Genomic DNA, 16,671 nt, shown 5'->3' with positions numbered 1-16,671 from the left:
GCATTCATGTGGACTCGGTGAATGCGGCGGAAACCGGAATGCCTGGGGCGCTGTCGTATGTCCTATAGTCCCGTCCTTCACGGGCTCTTCTCATGGCACATACAGCCACTAGGATCAGCCTGCGGGGTCTGACCACGGGTAACGGCGGCCCTTGAGGGACACGAGGAGCGGGGAACAGGCATGCGGGAAGGCCGGTGGGTCACGGTCACCGAGTCCGAGTTCGAGCACGAACGCCGCGGCCTGGAGGCGATCCGCCAGAAGCTGCCGGACTCCGACCCCTGGCGTGCCTGGTCGAACTTCACCTTCACCGCGAACACCGGTCACGTCCGCGAGGTCGACCTGCTGGTGGTCGCCCCCGGCGGCCTGTGCATGATCGAGCTGAAGGACTGGCACGGCTCGGTCACCTCCGAGAACGGGACCTGGGTGCAGACCACGCCCAGTGGCCACCGCCGCACGCACGGCAACCCGCTGCACCTGGTCAACCGCAAGGCCAAGGAGCTGGCCGGCCTGCTCGCCCAGACCGGCGCCAAGCGGGTCTGGGTCGCCGAGGCCGTCTGCTTCACCGACAACAGCCTCCGCGTGCGGCTGCCCGCCCACGACCAGAACGGCGTGTATACCGTCGACGAGCTGGTCGACATGCTCAAGCAGCCCCCGGCCGACGAGCGGCGCCGCGTCACCGCGATCGGCTCGCGCGAGGTCACCGCGGCCCTGAAGAGCATCGGCATCCGCAAGAGCGACGCCCAGTACAAGGTCGGCCCGTACGAGCTGGAGCGGAAGTCCTTCGACTCCGGGCCCACCTGGGCGGACTACCTGGCCCGCCACAGCGACCTGCCCGAGGCCGCGCGCGTGCGCATCTACCTCAGTGAGCGCGGTTCCGACGCATCCATCCGCCAGTCCGTCGAGAACGCCGCCCGGCGCGAGGCCGCGGTGCTGGGCCGGTTCAAGCACCCCGGCGTCGTCCAGCTCAAGCAGTACTTTCCCTCCGGGCACGCCGCCGGCCCCGCGCTGATCTTCGACTACCACCCGGACACCCTGAAGCTGGACGAGTACCTGGTCCAGTACGGGGAGAAGCTGGACATCCTCGGCCGGATGGCACTGGTGCGCCAGCTCGCCGAGACGATGCGCTCCGCGCACGCCAGCCGCATCCACCACCGCGCGCTCGCCGCCCGCTCCGTCCACGTCGTCCCCCGTCCGCGCGGCCGGAAGGGACAGGCCGTAGGGGAGGAGGCCGCCTGGCTCACGCCACACCTGCAGATCTCCGACTGGCAGATCGCCACGCAGCGGAGTGGCGACTCCTCGCAGGGCCGGGGCATGACCCGGTTCGCGCCGACGGCCCTGTCCGCCATGCATCTGAGCGACGACGCCGACGCCTACCTGGCCCCGGAACTCACCGCCCTCCACCCCGACCCGGTCTACCTCGACGTCTACGGACTCGGCGTCCTCACGTACCTGCTGGTCACCGGCAAGGCCCCGGCCGCCAGCCAGGCCGAGCTGCTGGCCCGCCTGGAGGCGGGCGAGGGTCTGCGCCCCAGCTCCCTGGTGGACGGCCTGTCCGAGGACGTGGACGAGCTGGTGCAGGCCGCCACCGCCTACCGCCCGGGGCAGCGCCTCTCCAGCGTCGACGAGTTCCTGGAGCTGCTGGAGGTCGTCGAGGACTCCCTCACCGCCCCCGCCGCGGCTCTCGACACGCAGGCCGAGGAGGAGACCGGGGCAACCGCCGACAAGGACCCGCTGGAGGTCGTCGCCGGCGACGTGCTCGCCGGCCGGTGGGAGGTCCGCCGCCGCCTCGGCACCGGCTCCACCAGCCGCGCCTTCCTCGTCCGCGACCTGGAGGCGGAGGCCCGCAAGACCCGTCCGCTGGCCGTGCTGAAGGTCGCCCTCTCCGACAGCCGGGGCGAGATCCTGATCCGCGAGGCCGAGGTCATGGGCCGCCTACGCCCGGACTCCCGCATCATCCGCCTCGCCGAGCCCGAGCCGCTGCACATCGGCGGCCGCACCGTCCTGGTGCTGGAGTACGTCGGCGACGAGCGCGACGACGCCGGCCAGGGCGCCGAGGGCACGGCCCGCCCGCGCCGCCGCGAGGAGACCGTCGCCCGCCAGCTCCGCGAGAACGGCCGCCTCCAGGTCGACCAGCTGGAGGCGTACGGCGACTACCTCTTCGGCGCCGTCGACTTCCTCGAGGGCGAGGGCGTCTGGCACCGCGACATCAAGCCCGACAACATCGCCGTCCGCATCCGCCCCAACCGCACCCGCGAACTCGTCCTCATCGACTTCTCGCTGGCCGGCTACCCGGCGAAGAACACCGACGCGGGCACCGACGGCTACCTCGACCCCTTCGTCGACGTCATCACACGCGGCTCCTACGACTCGCACGCCGAGCGGTACGCCGTCGCCGTCACCCTGCACCAGATGGCCTCCGGCGAGCTGCCCAAGTGGGGCGACGGCAGCGTCCTGCCCCGCATGACCGACCAGAAGGAGTGGCCGCACCCGACCATCGCGGCCGAAGCCTTCGACCCGGCCGTGCGCGACGGGCTCGTCGCCTTCTTCCAGAAGGCCCTGCACCGCGACGCGAGCAAGCGGTTCCCCGAGCTCAAGCCGATGCGGGACGCCTGGCGCAAGGTCTTCCTCGACGCCTCGCAGACCGTCCCCTCCAGCCACCGCACCCGCCCCGCGGCCCCCGCCGAGGGGACCGCGCCCGCCGAGGGCGCCGCCGCGGCCATCGCGGATGCCGAGCCGGAGACCGCCGAGCAGCAGCGCGACCGGCTCGCCGCCGAGGTCACCCGCGACACCCCGCTGACCGTCTCCGGCCTCACGCCCGCCGCCCAGTCCTTCCTCTACGGCCTGGGCATCACGACGGTCGGCGAACTCCTCGACTACAGCCGCCGCAAGCTCGTCAACGCCCCCGGCCTCGGCGCCAAGACCCGCAACGAGGTCCAGCAGCGCCAGCGCGAGTGGGGCGTGCGGCTGAGCGAGGTCCCCGTCTCGCCGCTCACGCCCAAGGGCCGTGCGGAGGCGAAGGAGGAGCTGGAGCAGCTCACCGCCGCCGAGTCGGCCCTCGTCGGCCGGCTCGCGACGGGCGAGTCGGCGGGCGCCCTGTCCGCCCGCACCCTGCGCTCCGTCAGCCTGGACACCCTCGCCACCCTCTTCGTACCGGCCGTCAACAACAACGGCTCCAACCGCAACAAGGCGGAGATGGTGCGGCTACTGCTGCGCCTGCCCGACGAGCACGGCGTCCTTCCCGGCATCGGCGTCTGGCCGAAGCAGAAGGACGTCGCCGACGCGCTCGGCCTCAGCCACGGCCGCATCCCGCAGATGCTCAAGGAGGAGCGCAAGCGCTGGAAGGCGGAGCCCGCCGTCCAGGCACTGCGGGACGAAATCATCGCCCTGCTTCTGAGCATGGGGCGCGTCGCCTCCGCCGTGGAGATTGCCGACGCCCTCGCCGTCCGCCGCGGCACCCACCTCGCCGGACGCGAGCAGCGGCGCGCGATGGCCCTGGCGGCGGTACGGGCCGTCGTCGAGGTCGAGCAACTGGTGCCGCAGGAGGCCGAGTTCCAGCACCAGCCGAACCGCAAGGCCACCGACGAGTCGATGGGTGCCGGCCTCCTCGCCCTCGACGTGCGCGAGAACGACGCCCCAGACACCCCGACCGCGCCCGGCCTGCTCGACTACGCGACCCGGCTCGGCAAGACGGCCGACCGGCTCGCCAAGCTGGACACCCTGCCGACGGCCGCGACCGTCCTGGCGGAACTGGGCGCGCTGACGGTCCCGCCCGGCGCCGTCGACTGGGACGAGCGGCGCATGGTGGAGCTGGCCGCCGCCGCGTCGGTGAACGCCGCCGCCACCCCGCGCCTGGAGATCTACCCGCGCGACCTGCCCCTCGTCCGGGCGCTGCGCCTCACCCAGGCCGGGCTCGTCCGCTGGATCCCGGGCGTGCCGGAGGGCCGGCAGCCCGGCCTGACCGGCGAGGACGTGCACGAGCGGGTCCGCGCCCGCTTCCCCGAGCTGGTCGTCCCGGACGGGCGCGGCGGCACGACCCACGAACTGCCCACCGGTGGTCCGCTCACCAAGGCGCTGCGCGACGCGGGCTTCGAGCTGTCGCTGAGCATGCGCGAGGACACGGGCACCCTGCGCTACCTGCCGACGCGGGTGGACGACGCCTCCAGCTACCTCACGACGGGGGCGTGGCGGCAGTCGACGCGCACGGGCGCGGTGACACGGTACGCGGACGACCCGCAGCTCGCGGGCGCGGTGCGCGCGGAGGAACGGCTCCTCGCCTCGGCCCGCCGGGACGGGTACCGGGTGCTGACCGTACGGCAGCCGCTCATGCGGGACGCGGTGCGGGAACTGGGCGCCGAACGGCTGGGCGCGCAGGCGGTGTCGGTGACCGAGCTGTTCCTGGAGGCCCTGCACGGGCAGGTCACGCCGGGGACCAAGCCGACCTGGGAGACCCTGCTCAAGGCGGACGCCGCCGAGCCGGGTTCGAAGGGCGCGGTGCGGTTCGCGGAGTACGCGCGCACGGCATGGGGCTCGGTCGAGCCCCGGATCGTGGAGCTGCTGAGCAACGGCGGTGGCGGTGGCGGTGCGGGTCCTGTGCTGCTGACGGAGGCCGGGGTGTTCGCCCGGTACGACGCGATGGGCGTCCTGGACCGGCTGGCATCGGCGGCCCGGCGGGGCGGGCGGGGGCTGTGGCTCCTGGTCCCGCAGAGCGACCCGTCGCGCGAGCCCCGGCTCGGGCAGGTAGCCGTGCCGTACCAGGCCGGCCTGGGGGAGTGGATTCAGCTTCCGGACACGTGGGTGGGAAATGCCCATCGCGGGTCCGGTCAGGTTGTGTCGAGTGGTGTCGAGGGAGACGCGAAGTGATCGACCGCAAGGCTCTGTTGGACGACCTGAAGCAGCAGGTCAAGGCGGTCGAGGCCGACCTGGGCAAGCAGGTGAGGGCGCTCGGTAAGGTCGGTGCGCGGCTGCGGGCCGAGTACGACCAGGCGCGCAAGCTGGGGCGTACGGCGGCGACGTGGAACTCGTGGCTGGACGAGCGGGTCACGCAGGTCGCGGTCGCGTGGGTGCTGGGGACTGTCTTCGTGCGGTTCTGCGAGGACAACCGGCTGATTCCTGAGCCGTACCTGACGGGGCCGGACGGCGACCGGCGTGAGCTGGCGGAGTCGCGGTACGACGCGTACGTGGAGTCGGACGATAACCCGACCTACCGCGGCTGGCTGGAGAAGGCGTTCGATGAGCTGGGCCAGGGCCAGGCCGGCCGCCTGCTCTTCGACAAGCGGCACAACCCGCTGTACCAGATCCCGCTCTCGCACGACGGTGCGCGCGAGCTGGTCGAGTTCTGGCGGGGGCGGGATGAGGCTGGTGTCCTCGTCCACGACTTCACCGACCCGCTGAACGAGGACGGTACGGAGGGCTGGGACACGCGGTTCCTAGGGGATCTGTACCAGGACCTGAGTGAGCTCGCCCGGAAGACGTACGCGCTGCTCCAGACGCCAGAGTTCGTGGAGGAGTTCATCCTCGACCGGACGATGAATCCTGCGGTGCGGGAGTTCGGGTACGAGGGTCTGAAGATGATTGACCCTACGTGTGGGTCGGGGCACTTTGTGCTGGGGGCGTTTCGGCGGTTGGTGCGGCTGTGGGGGGAAGGGCAGCCGGGGAGGGATGCGCACGAGCGAGTGCGGGCGGCGCTGGACTCGGTGCATGGGGTGGACATCAATCCGTTCGCGGTGGCTATTGCCCGGTTCCGGCTGTTGGTTGCAGCCATGGCCGCCAGTGGGCTGCGGACGCTGGCGGAGGCGGCCAAGTACGAGTGGCCGGTTCATCTGGCGGTGGGGGACTCGCTCATCAAGGCTCGGCAGTTGGGGTTGTTCGACGGTCTTGAAGGCGGGGACGCGGACGAGCTCGCGACGTTCGCGTACGCCACGGAGGATGTGCACGAGCACCCTGGAATACTGCAGCAAGGCCGCTACCACGTGGTGGTGGGCAATCCGCCGTATATCACGGTGAAGGACAAGCAGCTTAATGCGTTGTATAAGGAACTGTACAATGCATGTGCCATGCAGTACGCGCTATCGGTTCCGTTCGCTCAGCGGTTTTTCGAATTGGCCAAGAGTGGCGATGTCGAGGGAAATGGGTTCGGCATGGTCGGTCAGATTACCGCAAACTCGTTCATGAAACGAGAGTTCGGCACTAAACTTATCGAGAACTACTTCGCCCACGAGGTCGAGCTCACCGAGGCCATTGACACCTCTGGTGCCTACATCCCTGGGCACGGCACGCCGACGGTCATTCTGGTTGGAAAGCGCCGTGCCGGGAGCAGTCGGTCGACGACGATTCGTACGGTTCGCAGTGTGCAAGGGGAGCCTTCTGCGCCGGAGAACGCCGAAGAGGGATTGGTCTGGGGTGCCATCGTTGAGCAGATCGACAAACCCGGTTCGGCCAGCCAATGGGTATCCGTGGACGATCTTGACCGAATGCGGTACTTCGCGCGCCAGCCATGGATCTTGACTGATGGCGGACTAGAATTGAACGCTCAAATTGAGAGTGCGCAAGCCGTCAAACTCTCATCCGAGGCAGAGAGTATTGGGTTCTGTGCTGTAACCCGAGAAGATGACGCCTACATGATCGGAGAAACTGCTGCGCGGCGACTGGGTGTCCCTTCTGGGAATATCCGATCGTTCTATGGTGGGGCATCTGTCAGGGATTGGGGTGTTCAAGACGGCATCGGCACTCTCTTCCCTTATGACGACACAACACAGTCCGCGCAGATTGATGGTGCGACTGAGCGTCTGCTCTGGCGCAACCGAGTACTTCTTCGGAGGCGCAAGGCCCTTTCTGGCACGCAAGAAGAACAGGGTCTGACCTGGTTCGAGTTTTCTAGCTTCAACCGCAGGCGTTATTGGGCCCCCTTCCTAATCGCCTTCTCCTTCGTTGCCACGCACAACCAGTTCACTCTGCGTCGTGACCAAAGCGGGTTCATTCGAACCGCGCCGGTGATCAAATTGCGAGAGGGGGCGAGTGAGGACGAACACCTCCGGCTGCTTGGGCTGCTTAACAGTTCCACGGCTGGGTTTTGGCTCCGGCAGGTCAGCCATGACAAGGGACGTCCTGGGGCAGACGTAGCAGGAGCCGATGAGCCTTGGGAGCATCGATTCGAGTTCACGGGAACCAAACTGGAGGAATTCCCGCTCCCTTCCGAGTTTCCCTTGAAGCTTGGAACTGCTCTGGACAGCTTTGCTCAGGAGCTGGCTGCGAATAGCCCCACTGCTATCGCGTCAAGCAGTGTACCTACTGCGGCTGCACTGCGTGAGGGTCGAAAGAAGTGGGAGGCTATCCGCGGTCGCATGATCGCTGCCCAAGAAGAACTCGATTGGCAAGTCTACACCGGCTACGGTCTCCTTGAGCAGGAGATTACTGTGCCTGTTGAGGACATTCCTGTGATTACTCCCGCTGAACGAGCCTTCGCTATTGTGTTGGCTCGCAAGGTGGAACGTGGCGAGGTCAACACCTCGTGGTTTGGGCACCACAATCACAAGTTCGCTCCCATCACGGAGATCCCGGCCCACTGGCCCGCCCCCTACCGCAAGATCGTCCAGAAGCGCATCGACGTCATCGAGTCAAACCGGGCTATCGGCATGATTGAGCGGCCTGAGTACAAGCGTCGCTGGGCCACTGAGGGTTGGGACGCGCTCCAAGAGAAGGCTCTGCGCTCCTGGCTGCTCGACCGGATGGAGAAGCGCGACCTCTGGTTCGACGAGAATGGGCAGCCGACCATCCTCACCCTGGCCCGCCTCACCGACGCCCTCGCGCGCGACGAGGACTTCGTCTCCGTGGCCAAGCTCTACGCGCCCCGCAAGGACCTCCCCAAGGTCGTCGCCGACTTGATCACCGATGAGCACGTGCCGTTCCTCTCCGCCCTGCGCTACAAGCCCTCCGGGCTCAAGAAGCGCGCCGACTGGGAAGAGGTGTGGGACCTCCAGCGCAAGGAGGACGCCGCGCCCGACGAGCCGGCCAAGCGGAAGATCCGGGACTCCATCCCCGTGCCGCCGAAGTACACCTCGGCCGACTTCCTGCGCCCCTCCTACTGGAAGGCGCGCGGCAAGCTGGACGTGCCCAAGGAGCGGTTCATCTCGTACGGGCAGACCAACGCCGCCACCCCCGAGCTGTACGGCTGGGCCGGCTGGGACCACAAGGAGCAGGCGCAGGCGCTGGCGACGTACTTCACCAACACCGCGCTGTCCACCGAGGAGATCACCCCGTTCCTCGCCGGCCTGCTGGAACTCCAGCCGTGGCTGTCCCAGTGGCACAACGAGTTCGACATGCTCTACAGCGGCTCCCCGGCGGACTTCTTCGCCGGTTACCGCCAGCAGAAGCAGGGCGAGCACGGACTCACCGACGACGACCTCCGTAGCTGGCGTCCTCCGGCCGCGACTCGTGGTCGTCGCGCAGCAGCGAAGAAGTAGCCAGGAGTAGATCGACTTCCGTCGGTTCAGGGGCCACCCGGTGTGTGAGCGGGTGGCCCTTTGCCTGCGCATGCAGCTCCGCCCACACGGTCTTGCCCGGGGCTGCTGTGCGAGGGCTGACGCCCCAGTCGTCCGCGAGGGCGGCGACCAGAAGGAGGCCCCGGCCGGACTCCGAAAGCGAGTCGGTCGCCTGGCGACTGGCCGGAGGCCGTTTCTCAGCGCGGGTGTCGGTCACCGCGATACGGAAGGTTCCCTCGGCCAGGGTGAGTTGGACGTGGAAGTCTCTGCCGGGGACGTGACCGTGGCGTACGGCGTTGGCGGTGAGTTCCGACGTGATGAGGGTGAGCGTCTCGTTGACCGGGGTTGAGTAGGGATGGCCCCAGTCGTTCAGGCGGTGCGAGACGAGTCGGCGGGCGAGGCGGGCACCGCGCGGCGTGGACGTGAAGCGCATGGTGAACTCGCGTTCGGGTGCGAGGTGCTGCGGCATATGCCCGTTCGGGGGAGTTGCTGACTTCATAGGGTCAACGGTGTCGGACTCTGCGTAGCGTTGACCAGGAGCGATGCGCTGACGGGTACGGCCTGTACACGCGGTCGGTGTGCTTGTACGTGGTCTTGGGCGTGACCGGTTCCCGGGCCCCATGTTGGCTGACTGGGCGGTTGCACGAGAGGAGCTACGGCGTGGACGACGAGGTTCAGCAGCCGGAGTACGAGGTTGGGGCGGGCATTCTGGGCTTGTTCGGACGGCAGTTGAAGCTGTTGCGGGAGCGGGCGGGGATGGACCGTGCGGGGTTCGGGTCGCTGACCGGATACTCGGCCTCGACGATCGCCTCGTTCGAGCAGGGGAGACGTATTCCGCCGCCGAGGTTCATCGACCAGGCGGACGAAGCGCTCGGGGCCGGTGGGGTGTTGGGCGCGAGTAAGGAGGAGGTGGCTCGGGCTCAGTATCCGGCCTTCTTTCGCGATGCGGCCAGGCTGGAGGCCAAGGCAGCAGCCCTGCATGTGTACGCCACCAAGGCAGTACCAGGGCTTTTGCAGACGGAAGAATATGCGCGAGCGGTGTTCTCCATGTGGCGTCCACTGCTGGACGAGGAGACAATCAACCAGAGGGTCGTGGCTCGTCTGGCGCGCCAGGAGATCTTCTCCCGGATCCCGTTGCCCACCATCAGCTTCGTCATCGAGGAGTTCGTTCTGCGACGACCGCTCGGTGGGCGGGCTGTGATGCAGGGCCAGTTGGAGCAGATCCTGCTGTATGGGCACCGGCGCAACGTGGAAATCCAGGTGATGCCGATCGAGCGGGACGAGCATGCTGGGTTGGAAGGCCCCTTCACCTTGATCGAGACGCACGAAGGGCAGAGGATCGCCTACGTGGAGGCGTACAAGGACAGCCGTCTCTACACGGAGCGGAGGCAGGTACGGGAGATCGAGGAGCAGTACGGCATCCTTCGGGCCCAGGCGCTCACTCCGCGCGAGTCGCTGGCCCTCGTCGAGAAGTTGCTTGGAGAGAGATGAACGTCCAACAGCTCATAACGCCGGTACCTGAGTCGGCCTGGATCAGGAGTAGTTACAGCACAGGCTCGGGCGGCGAATGCGTAGAGATAGCCGCCACCCCCACCAGGGTCCACGTCCGCGACTCGAAGGACACCACCCGCGCCCCGTTGGCCGTGGACCCCACGGCCTGGACCGAGTTCGTCACCTTCGCGGCACTCTGAACAGAGACAGGGCCCTCGGCAAGCGCGCCGCTTGCCGAGGGCCCCGCGCACGTCCGCTCGCGCAACACCTTCAGTAGCCCAGGCGCCCTGCTCGCCGGATGCCCGCGCCGGCGCAGACCGGTGCGGCCGTCCACGTCCGTCTCGGACCCGGTGCCGTGCTCGGCTGCGACTGAGGTCAGAACGCCTTCAGATAGACCCTGGCCCGATCGTCCTTGAGCGCCTGGACGTAGATGTCGATCCACTGCACCTTCTTGCGGCGATCGTCCTTCACGCACGGGGGGCAGACACCGGCCGAGCGGGCTCCCTTCAGCGTTTGCGGCTCGGCCAGCCCGAGGTGCCGGAACAGCTCGCCATCCGGGGTGAAGTCGACCTTCTTCACCTTCAGCGGTTCTTCTGGACGAAGGTCCGCCGCGATGCCTTCGGCGTTCTTCTCGCTGGTGACGAACGAGAGGAGGTAGATGTCCTCCTGGGGGTTGATCTGCACGGCTCCCTTGACCTCGGTCGCACCCTTGGGCGCCGTCACGTGCATGAACGCCGACGCCTCGGGCGCGCCGGCGTTCTCGTCCCACCGTGAGGTGTGCCCGCCGGTCACACGGCGATCGTCCGTGTCCGGGCTGGAGCAGGCGGAAAGCAAGACAGTGGCTGCCACCGCCGCGATGAGGAGGGCACCTCGTTTGGTCGTCACCGGTTCTCCTCGTCACCGCGTGAGACGTCGCCGCGGGTTCCTTCTCGTCCTTGGTCCGGCGGGTTCACTGTCGGTTTAGCATCGCTGTCCAGGTCGTACGTGTACGTGGAGCTACTGCCTCGCATGTCGAACTCCTGAGCAAGTCCGGTCTTGTGCAACCGTCCCATCTCGGAGTCCGGGATCACCACGCCGCCGGGGAAGGTGGTCGACTTGCCGGCGTCCCAGTTGTACCGGTCCCACACGTTGGCCTGGTATTCGAGCGAAACCTTGGGCTTGCCGTCCACCCCGGGGGTGACGGTGACCATCCCCGACACGTTCTGCTGGTGGGAGCCGACCGCGTGGAACCACTCGTCGCTTTGGAAGGTGCGACCGACCGCCTTGCTCTCCACCGGCACGACGACCGTCTTGTCACCACCGGCCTTCTCGAAGGCGTCGAGCCCTTGCTGTCGCCACGCGTCCTGGTTCTGGGCGATGTGGACCGAGACATCATCGCGGAATCCGGCATCGTCCTTGAGGATGCGGTCGATGTCCAGGTCCAGTGGCTCACCCGTCGCACTCAGGTAATGCTCCATGTTGCGTGACGCCGCGTTCTCGCCGCTGACGTCGCCGCCGGCCGCGATGGCCTGCGCGCGGGCCAGGTACCACAGATCCTCGGCCGTGGGCTTTTCGGTGTCGAAGGCTCCGGACCCCGAGTCAGCAGCATGCCAGTGGTACAGCGGGCTCATGATCCCCGCCTTCCGTAACTCGTCGCCCTTCTCCTGAAGCAGGACGCCGCGCGTGACCGGATCGAGGCCGCGCCACCACTCGGCGACCGCCTTCTTGCCCTTGGGGACGTGCTGCGCCTTCGCCCTCTCCGCAAGCGACGGGTACGGGTCGGGCCCCGCTTCCCGGTTGAAACCGCCGATCGTGCCGTCCAAGGGGTCGCTGTCCTGCATCACGGAGGCGAGAGCGAGTCTGAACCCCTCGTCCGCGTCGTTCAGGGCCGCCACCGCCGAATCCAGTTGCGCGGCCCATCCGGCAGCAGCCTCGCGGGAGCTCTCCTGGTAGTCAGGATCGTGCACGTAGGCCATGTACTCGCTGTGATCCAGCTTGGACGTGTCGAAGGCGACGGCGCCTTGCTCGGACACCTTCATGCCGGCCTTCACCGCGTCCTCCCGGACGTACTCGATCTTCTTGCGAAGACGGCTGAATTCAGCGTGCGCGTCCCGGAGCAGTTCGGCGACGGCCTTCGCCTCGCTCTGCGCTCCCTGGTACTCCTTCCACGTCACGTCGAAGCGCGCGGAGCCGACGTCGGCACTCAGGCCCACCCATGTGTCACCGAGGGAAATGCCATGCACTTGCTGTTCGTAGGTCCGCGCGAGCTTGTCGAAGTCCTTTGCCATGGCGGCCCAGTCGTCGGCAGCCGTGGTGAGCTTCGACAGGTCGGTGCCCATGATCTCGTAGTACGTCACCATGACTGAACTCCTGTTATGGCGCCCGCGGTTCGGTCGGACCTGTGCGATCAGAACGAGTCGAGCACGGAGGACTTGCGGATGCCCAGCTCGATGCCGGTGTCCGTGTTCTGCAGCAGCGTGTTCGTGGCGCGCAACGCGGCCTTCTCCGAGCCGAGGCGGTTCATCAGCGTCGTGAGCTGCTCGCTCCACGTCGTACGCGCGGTCTTCAGAGCAGGTCCGGTGAGCCACCCCCCAAACTCCCGTGCGGCTGCCCCCGTGCTCTCACGCGCCTGGATGCCGTCCCTGTGAGTGTCAGGCTCCAGGTGCCTCTCGATCGCCTCGACTGCCTTCTTCTTCTCCGCGGGGCTCGAAGCGAGATCCTTGCCGCCGGACGGCGAGCCTCCACCGCCATCGAGCGGGACCGCATGGTTCAGGCGCATCCGGGTCGGCGCCGCACCGCCCGGTGACATGTCGTCTTCGGTCATGATCTCTCCCCCGAGCGTGATCAGATGCCCGCAACTTTACGTGAGGCGCGGTTAGGGCTGCAAAGTGCTGGTGAGCCGGAAACCGGCCTCGCTGACGCGGTACGGACCGCGTCAGCGAAGGCGTACCTGACCCTGGACGGCACGCGAATCCTGGCGGCTCCTCCGCGATCCACGGCGCCCAGCCACCCGGATCCCCGGACTTGTCCAGGCCGTCTCCACCCTTCATCTCCGGCTCAGAGCGAGGACGGGAAACGGTCAACGCATGCCGGCCCTTGGAGCGCGGAGCTACTGTAAGTTCCTGCCATGAAGCAGGGTAAAGAGGTCGAGAACCCCGAGTCGCGTTTCTTCGCGGTGCTGCTGGCGGCAGCGAAGCTTCCGGGTGTGCGTATCCACAGGCAGGCGTACCTCCGAAGTGCACTGGCTCGCCACTGCTCCGAGGAGGAGATCCGACGAGCGATAGAAGAGACTCCCGCGGCGGCGGGTATCACTGTCGACGTTCTGGAGAAGGCGGCCAACGACTCGATCCGCTACGAGACCGCCAAGGTGGAAGCCCGGCCTGAGACACATGGCCACACTGTCTCCGTCCGGCTTCCGCTTCGCGTCTCCACGCCGTCCGGTTACGTGGCGGACCTGTCGGAGTTCACGCATGCCGGCTGGTCCACGGAAGGCAAGGACCCCTCGGGATTCGGCACCTGGATGGATGGCTGCCCGATCAGCGGCGAAGAAGCCGGCAACCCGGGGTCGTCGGAAGTGGCACTGCACTGAGCTCGCAGCGGGCGTGCGGCGGGCCGTGTCCGCTTGCTGCCCGGTCGAGCCGATCACCGAGTACCGGGAAGCCACGTCCGAGCCTCGGGATGCTGGGGCGGGGCAAGGCAAGCGGAACGATCTCCTGGTTCCCGCCGGGGCGTGCCAGTCTTCGGATCACTTGGCGGGCAGCAGAGCCCTCATCCTTTGCGCGCCTTGATCGGAACTTTGCCACTCCTTGACCGGGATCGCGAGAGCAAACCGGCTCGGTGATCTACCGTCTTCGGGCCGGTCAGCCGACTCAGGGGGAGCAGAAGACGCCATGGGCGACCACAGCGACGGCAAGATACTCGACATCAAGATCGCCGATCTGAAGGCGACGGCCCCGGATTTCCATACGCACAGCTCCGACCTGGCCAAGGCGCTGACCAAGCTCAAGACGGCTCTGGCGGCGACCGGTTCGCCGTGGGGCGACGACGAACAGGGGCAGAAGTTCCACGAGTGCTACGGCCCGCACGTCAAGAGGATGGAGGCCGCCGCCGGGATTCTCGCGCTCGGCCTGGCCAGCATCGAAGCGGCCATGACCGACATGGCCGACGGTCACATCGACAACGAACTACTGGTCCGCTCGATGTTCGGCAAGATCCAGCCCGCCCCACACGACGGCAACGGGAGCGCGCGGTGAGCGCAGCCGACAAGGCCAAAGAGATCGTCCAGGACTTGACCGGCATGTGGTGGCCGGATGCCGACGAAGGGGGGCTGCGCGACGCGGCCAAAGCCTGGCGGGACTTCGCCGACGACCTGGAAGACGTGACGACCGCCGCGAACAAGTCGGCGCGCGGCATCATCGAGCACAACAAAGGCGAGGCGATATCCGCCTTCGACGACCCGTTCTGGCGTCGCTACTACTACGACGGCCACGGCTGGCTCCAGGACATGATCGATGGCGCCCGCGACATGGCCAAGGCCCTCGACCAGTACGCCGACGTCGTCCACAAGGCCGTCAAGCATCTGGAACACGAGCTGGAGATCGTCGGCGCCACCATCGTGGCCGGCACCGCCCTGGCGGTCTTCACGCTCGGCATCTCCGAAGGCGCCGCGGCAGCCGCCACCGCCTCGATCCTGGAGCTGTCCGCCACGCTCGGTGTCACCGTGTCCACCGAGATCGCCACCATCGCCGGCACCACCCTGGCCACGGCCGCCATCGGTGGACTCGAATCGATCACGGTCGACCTCGCCGTGACCCAGCCCGTCGCCATGGCCACCGGCGAGAGCAAGGGCCTCAGCCTCGACGAGGTGAGCGACTCCGCCCGCTACGGCATGGAGTTCGGCGGCGCCTTCGGGGCAGGTGGGAGCACAGCCCGAATCGTCGCCGAGAACGGCGGCATGGAAAGCCTGTTCAACGGCTTCCGGCTGAACAGCGCGGCCCTCGACGAGATGGGCAAGTCTCGTACGTGGAAGCTGATCCAGTCCCCCGACTCGAAGATTCCCGTTCCTCCGGCGCGGGCCGGCGACTACGAGTTGGTCTCGGGCGACCCGGTCTACTTCGGAAAGAACACCACCACGGTGGGTTACGACGAGCGCACCCTGAACAACCTGCAACGGGTCGCCCGTGTCCCCGGCGTACACGACGTGGTCGTCCACGGCACGGACAAGGGGGTGTTCGTACCCGGTCGTATCAATGCCGCAGGAAAAACCCTGACGGACTTCGAAGTTCACCCCAACCACATCGCGGATGCCATCCGCAGCAACCCCAACTATCACGGTGAGCCCGTACGCCTTGTCTCCTGCTATTCCGGGGCTGATGCGAAGCCGCCCGAGCTGCCCCTGGCCCAGTCCGTCGCCAACGAGCTCGGCGTGCCCGTGACCGCACCCACGAGCAAGGTGGGCACGTCCCCCGATCTCGGCCTCAATCAGATCCCCACTATCGGCAACAATGGCTACTGGCGCACCTACCTGCCCATGGCCCACTAGCGGCAGGCACACAGGAGTGAAGATGACCAAGCGAGCGGGCTTCTACCGCGAGACCGGCGGTCTGGACGCCGCGGTAGGCGACGCGCCGTCCCTGCGAGCTGCTGTGCGCAGCAGCGGGCCCTCGGACGAGGACCGCATCCTCGCCTATCTGGAATCGGCTCGGGAGATCTACAGCACGATGGGCGCTCGGCGCGACGCCCTCACCGACGACGAGTGGATCGTGGGCTCCGAATCCCTGCTGACCGACGGCACCTGGATCTGGCCGATCGACCTCGTTCACTACGTGCGCCGTCACCACGTTGCCCTCCCCCAGGAACTCCTGGACCACATCCGGGCCAACAACTACACGGTGCCTGTGGTGCCCGACGAACAGGCCAGGCACATCTTCCAGGAGGAGTTCCCGGACCACGCCCCCGCTACGGCCCCGTCCAAGGCCGCGGGCTTCTTCACCTGGTACGTGCCGAAGCTGGACAGCGCGCGTGCCCAGCAGCTCCTCACGCATCTGGAGAACGCCGGGCTCTCCGCCGTGCATCCGCTGACCAATGCCCTCTTCGGGTTCCGTGAGACGCCGGTCGGAACCCGTGAGCCGCTGATGGGTGATGGCGCGGCCCTGGCCGCCGCCTTGGCCGACGATCGATACTCGAAGGCCGAGTTCACCTGCTGGATGGGCTACGACCAGTCCCTGACCGGCATCGTGCGACGCACGGACGAGACGACGCAGAGCATCACGCTGCGTCTCAGCGACGTTCCCGCGCCCGACCGCGAGGAGGCGGTCGCGGCACTGGTGCGCACGCTCGACCAGGATGCGGCCGACTGCCGTGGGTTCGTCATCGACCGAGCCGGCGTTTCGGCCTCCCAGGATTGGGACCGCATCCTCGTGGGCACCGGAGGGCACTTCACCGTGTGGCCCGACACCGTCGGCATCCTCCGGGACCGCGTGGGCGACCACCCTGAGCTGGCCGACAGCAAGCCGACTGCTTACGGCCCGCTCGACGTCTTCCACCGCGCGTGAACAGGTTTGTGCGGGCCTCGCCGGCGCTTATGGTCGTCTGCGACACCTCATTCCTGGTCGTACCGGAAAATGGTTCCGCACGGGTACCTGTTTTCGGTACGACTGGTGGAGTGGGGTGCCTCCGGCGTCGGCTACATGGCCGCCGGCGGGTGACCCCAGACACCCCACAC

Annotated in this window: 11 protein-coding genes and 1 pseudogene; 8 read left to right on the top strand and 4 right to left on the bottom strand. The window is 67.6% G+C overall.

Features of this window, described 5'->3' with window-relative positions:
* Positions 1 to 180: 180 nt before the first annotated feature.
* Entirely contained in the window at positions 181 to 4,860 is a 4,680-nt protein-coding gene (gene pglW / locus R2S09_RS27115) for a BREX system serine/threonine kinase PglW (protein ID WP_316743809.1), read from the top strand.
* Complete coding sequence (gene pglX / locus R2S09_RS27110) at positions 4,857 to 8,459, top strand: BREX-2 system adenine-specific DNA-methyltransferase PglX (protein WP_316743808.1); 3,603 nt, start codon at positions 4,857 to 4,859, stop codon at positions 8,457 to 8,459. The genes pglW and pglX overlap by 4 nt, the downstream gene beginning before the upstream one ends.
* On the opposite strand, the gene R2S09_RS27105 is transcribed toward pglX, so the two are convergent.
* Positions 8,386 to 8,976, bottom strand: coding sequence for an ATP-binding protein (locus R2S09_RS27105; RefSeq protein WP_316743805.1), 591 nt, complete (start codon positions 8,974 to 8,976; stop codon positions 8,386 to 8,388). The genes pglX and R2S09_RS27105 overlap by 74 nt on opposite strands.
* A gap of 161 nt (positions 8,977 to 9,137) precedes the next feature.
* On the opposite strand from R2S09_RS27105, the gene R2S09_RS27100 reads away from it, so the two are divergent.
* Positions 9,138 to 9,968 carry a helix-turn-helix transcriptional regulator gene (locus R2S09_RS27100; RefSeq protein ID WP_316743802.1) on the top strand — a complete coding sequence of 277 codons (831 nt, stop codon included), beginning with the start codon at positions 9,138 to 9,140 and terminating at the stop codon, positions 9,966 to 9,968.
* The gene (locus R2S09_RS27095) at positions 9,965 to 10,168 is read left to right on the top strand and encodes a DUF397 domain-containing protein (RefSeq protein ID WP_316743800.1); all 204 of its coding nucleotides are present in this window, start codon (positions 9,965 to 9,967) and stop codon (positions 10,166 to 10,168) included. The genes R2S09_RS27100 and R2S09_RS27095 overlap by 4 nt, the downstream gene beginning before the upstream one ends.
* 175 nt (positions 10,169 to 10,343) lie before the next feature.
* On the opposite strand, the gene R2S09_RS27090 is transcribed toward R2S09_RS27095, so the two are convergent.
* The 3 genes from R2S09_RS27090 to R2S09_RS27080 form a co-directional block, all read right to left on the bottom strand.
* The gene (locus R2S09_RS27090; protein WP_399144771.1) at positions 10,344 to 10,760 is read right to left on the bottom strand and encodes a hypothetical protein; all 417 of its coding nucleotides are present in this window, start codon (positions 10,758 to 10,760) and stop codon (positions 10,344 to 10,346) included.
* 89 nt (positions 10,761 to 10,849) lie between these two features.
* Positions 10,850 to 12,307, bottom strand: coding sequence for a hypothetical protein (locus R2S09_RS27085; protein ID WP_316743797.1), 1,458 nt, complete (start codon positions 12,305 to 12,307; stop codon positions 10,850 to 10,852).
* Between the two features lie 47 nt (positions 12,308 to 12,354).
* A complete protein-coding gene (locus tag R2S09_RS27080) occupies positions 12,355 to 12,771 on the bottom strand; it encodes a hypothetical protein (protein ID WP_316743795.1) in 417 nt (138 codons plus the stop codon).
* Positions 12,772 to 13,074: 303 nt separating this feature from the next.
* On the opposite strand from R2S09_RS27080, the pseudogene R2S09_RS27075 reads away from it, so the two are divergent.
* From R2S09_RS27075 to R2S09_RS27060, 4 genes and pseudogenes are all read left to right on the top strand, one after another.
* A pseudogene (locus tag R2S09_RS27075) lies at positions 13,075 to 13,324 on the top strand (hypothetical protein); the annotation flags it as partial.
* A gap of 513 nt (positions 13,325 to 13,837) precedes the next feature.
* On the top strand, positions 13,838 to 14,200 hold the full coding sequence (locus tag R2S09_RS27070; RefSeq protein ID WP_316743793.1) for a hypothetical protein: 363 nt from the start codon (positions 13,838 to 13,840) through the stop codon (positions 14,198 to 14,200).
* Positions 14,197 to 15,489, top strand: coding sequence for a hypothetical protein (locus R2S09_RS27065; RefSeq protein ID WP_316743791.1), 1,293 nt, complete (start codon positions 14,197 to 14,199; stop codon positions 15,487 to 15,489). The genes R2S09_RS27070 and R2S09_RS27065 overlap by 4 nt, the downstream gene beginning before the upstream one ends.
* 22 nt (positions 15,490 to 15,511) lie before the next feature.
* Positions 15,512 to 16,501: a hypothetical protein gene (locus R2S09_RS27060; protein WP_316743790.1), complete on the top strand. Its 990-nt coding sequence runs from the start codon at positions 15,512 to 15,514 to the stop codon at positions 16,499 to 16,501.
* The last annotated feature ends 170 nt before the right edge of the window (positions 16,502 to 16,671 follow it).

The sequence above is a fragment of the Streptomyces sp. MK7 genome (assembly GCF_032658145.1).
Classification (GTDB): Bacteria; Actinomycetota; Actinomycetes; order Streptomycetales; family Streptomycetaceae; genus Streptomyces; species Streptomyces spiralis.
The sequence above is the reverse complement of the archived record's forward strand: the minus strand, read 5'-3'. Positions and strand labels throughout refer to the sequence as shown.

What these genes read in the sequence shown, in the direction of transcription:
- R2S09_RS27060 (WP_316743790.1), top strand. Translation starts at nt 15,512, where the DNA reads ATGACCAAGCGAGCGGGCTTCTACCGCGAGACCGGCGGTCTGGACGCC.
- pglW (WP_316743809.1), top strand. Translation starts at nt 181, where the DNA reads ATGCGGGAAGGCCGGTGGGTCACGGTCACCGAGTCCGAGTTCGAGCAC.
- R2S09_RS27105 (WP_316743805.1), bottom strand. Translation starts at nt 8,976, where the DNA reads ATGAAGTCAGCAACTCCCCCGAACGGGCATATGCCGCAGCACCTCGCA.
- R2S09_RS27080 (WP_316743795.1), bottom strand. Translation starts at nt 12,771, where the DNA reads ATGACCGAAGACGACATGTCACCGGGCGGTGCGGCGCCGACCCGGATG.
- R2S09_RS27070 (WP_316743793.1), top strand. Translation starts at nt 13,838, where the DNA reads ATGGGCGACCACAGCGACGGCAAGATACTCGACATCAAGATCGCCGAT.
- R2S09_RS27095 (WP_316743800.1), top strand. Translation starts at nt 9,965, where the DNA reads ATGAACGTCCAACAGCTCATAACGCCGGTACCTGAGTCGGCCTGGATC.
- R2S09_RS27085 (WP_316743797.1), bottom strand. Translation starts at nt 12,307, where the DNA reads ATGGTGACGTACTACGAGATCATGGGCACCGACCTGTCGAAGCTCACC.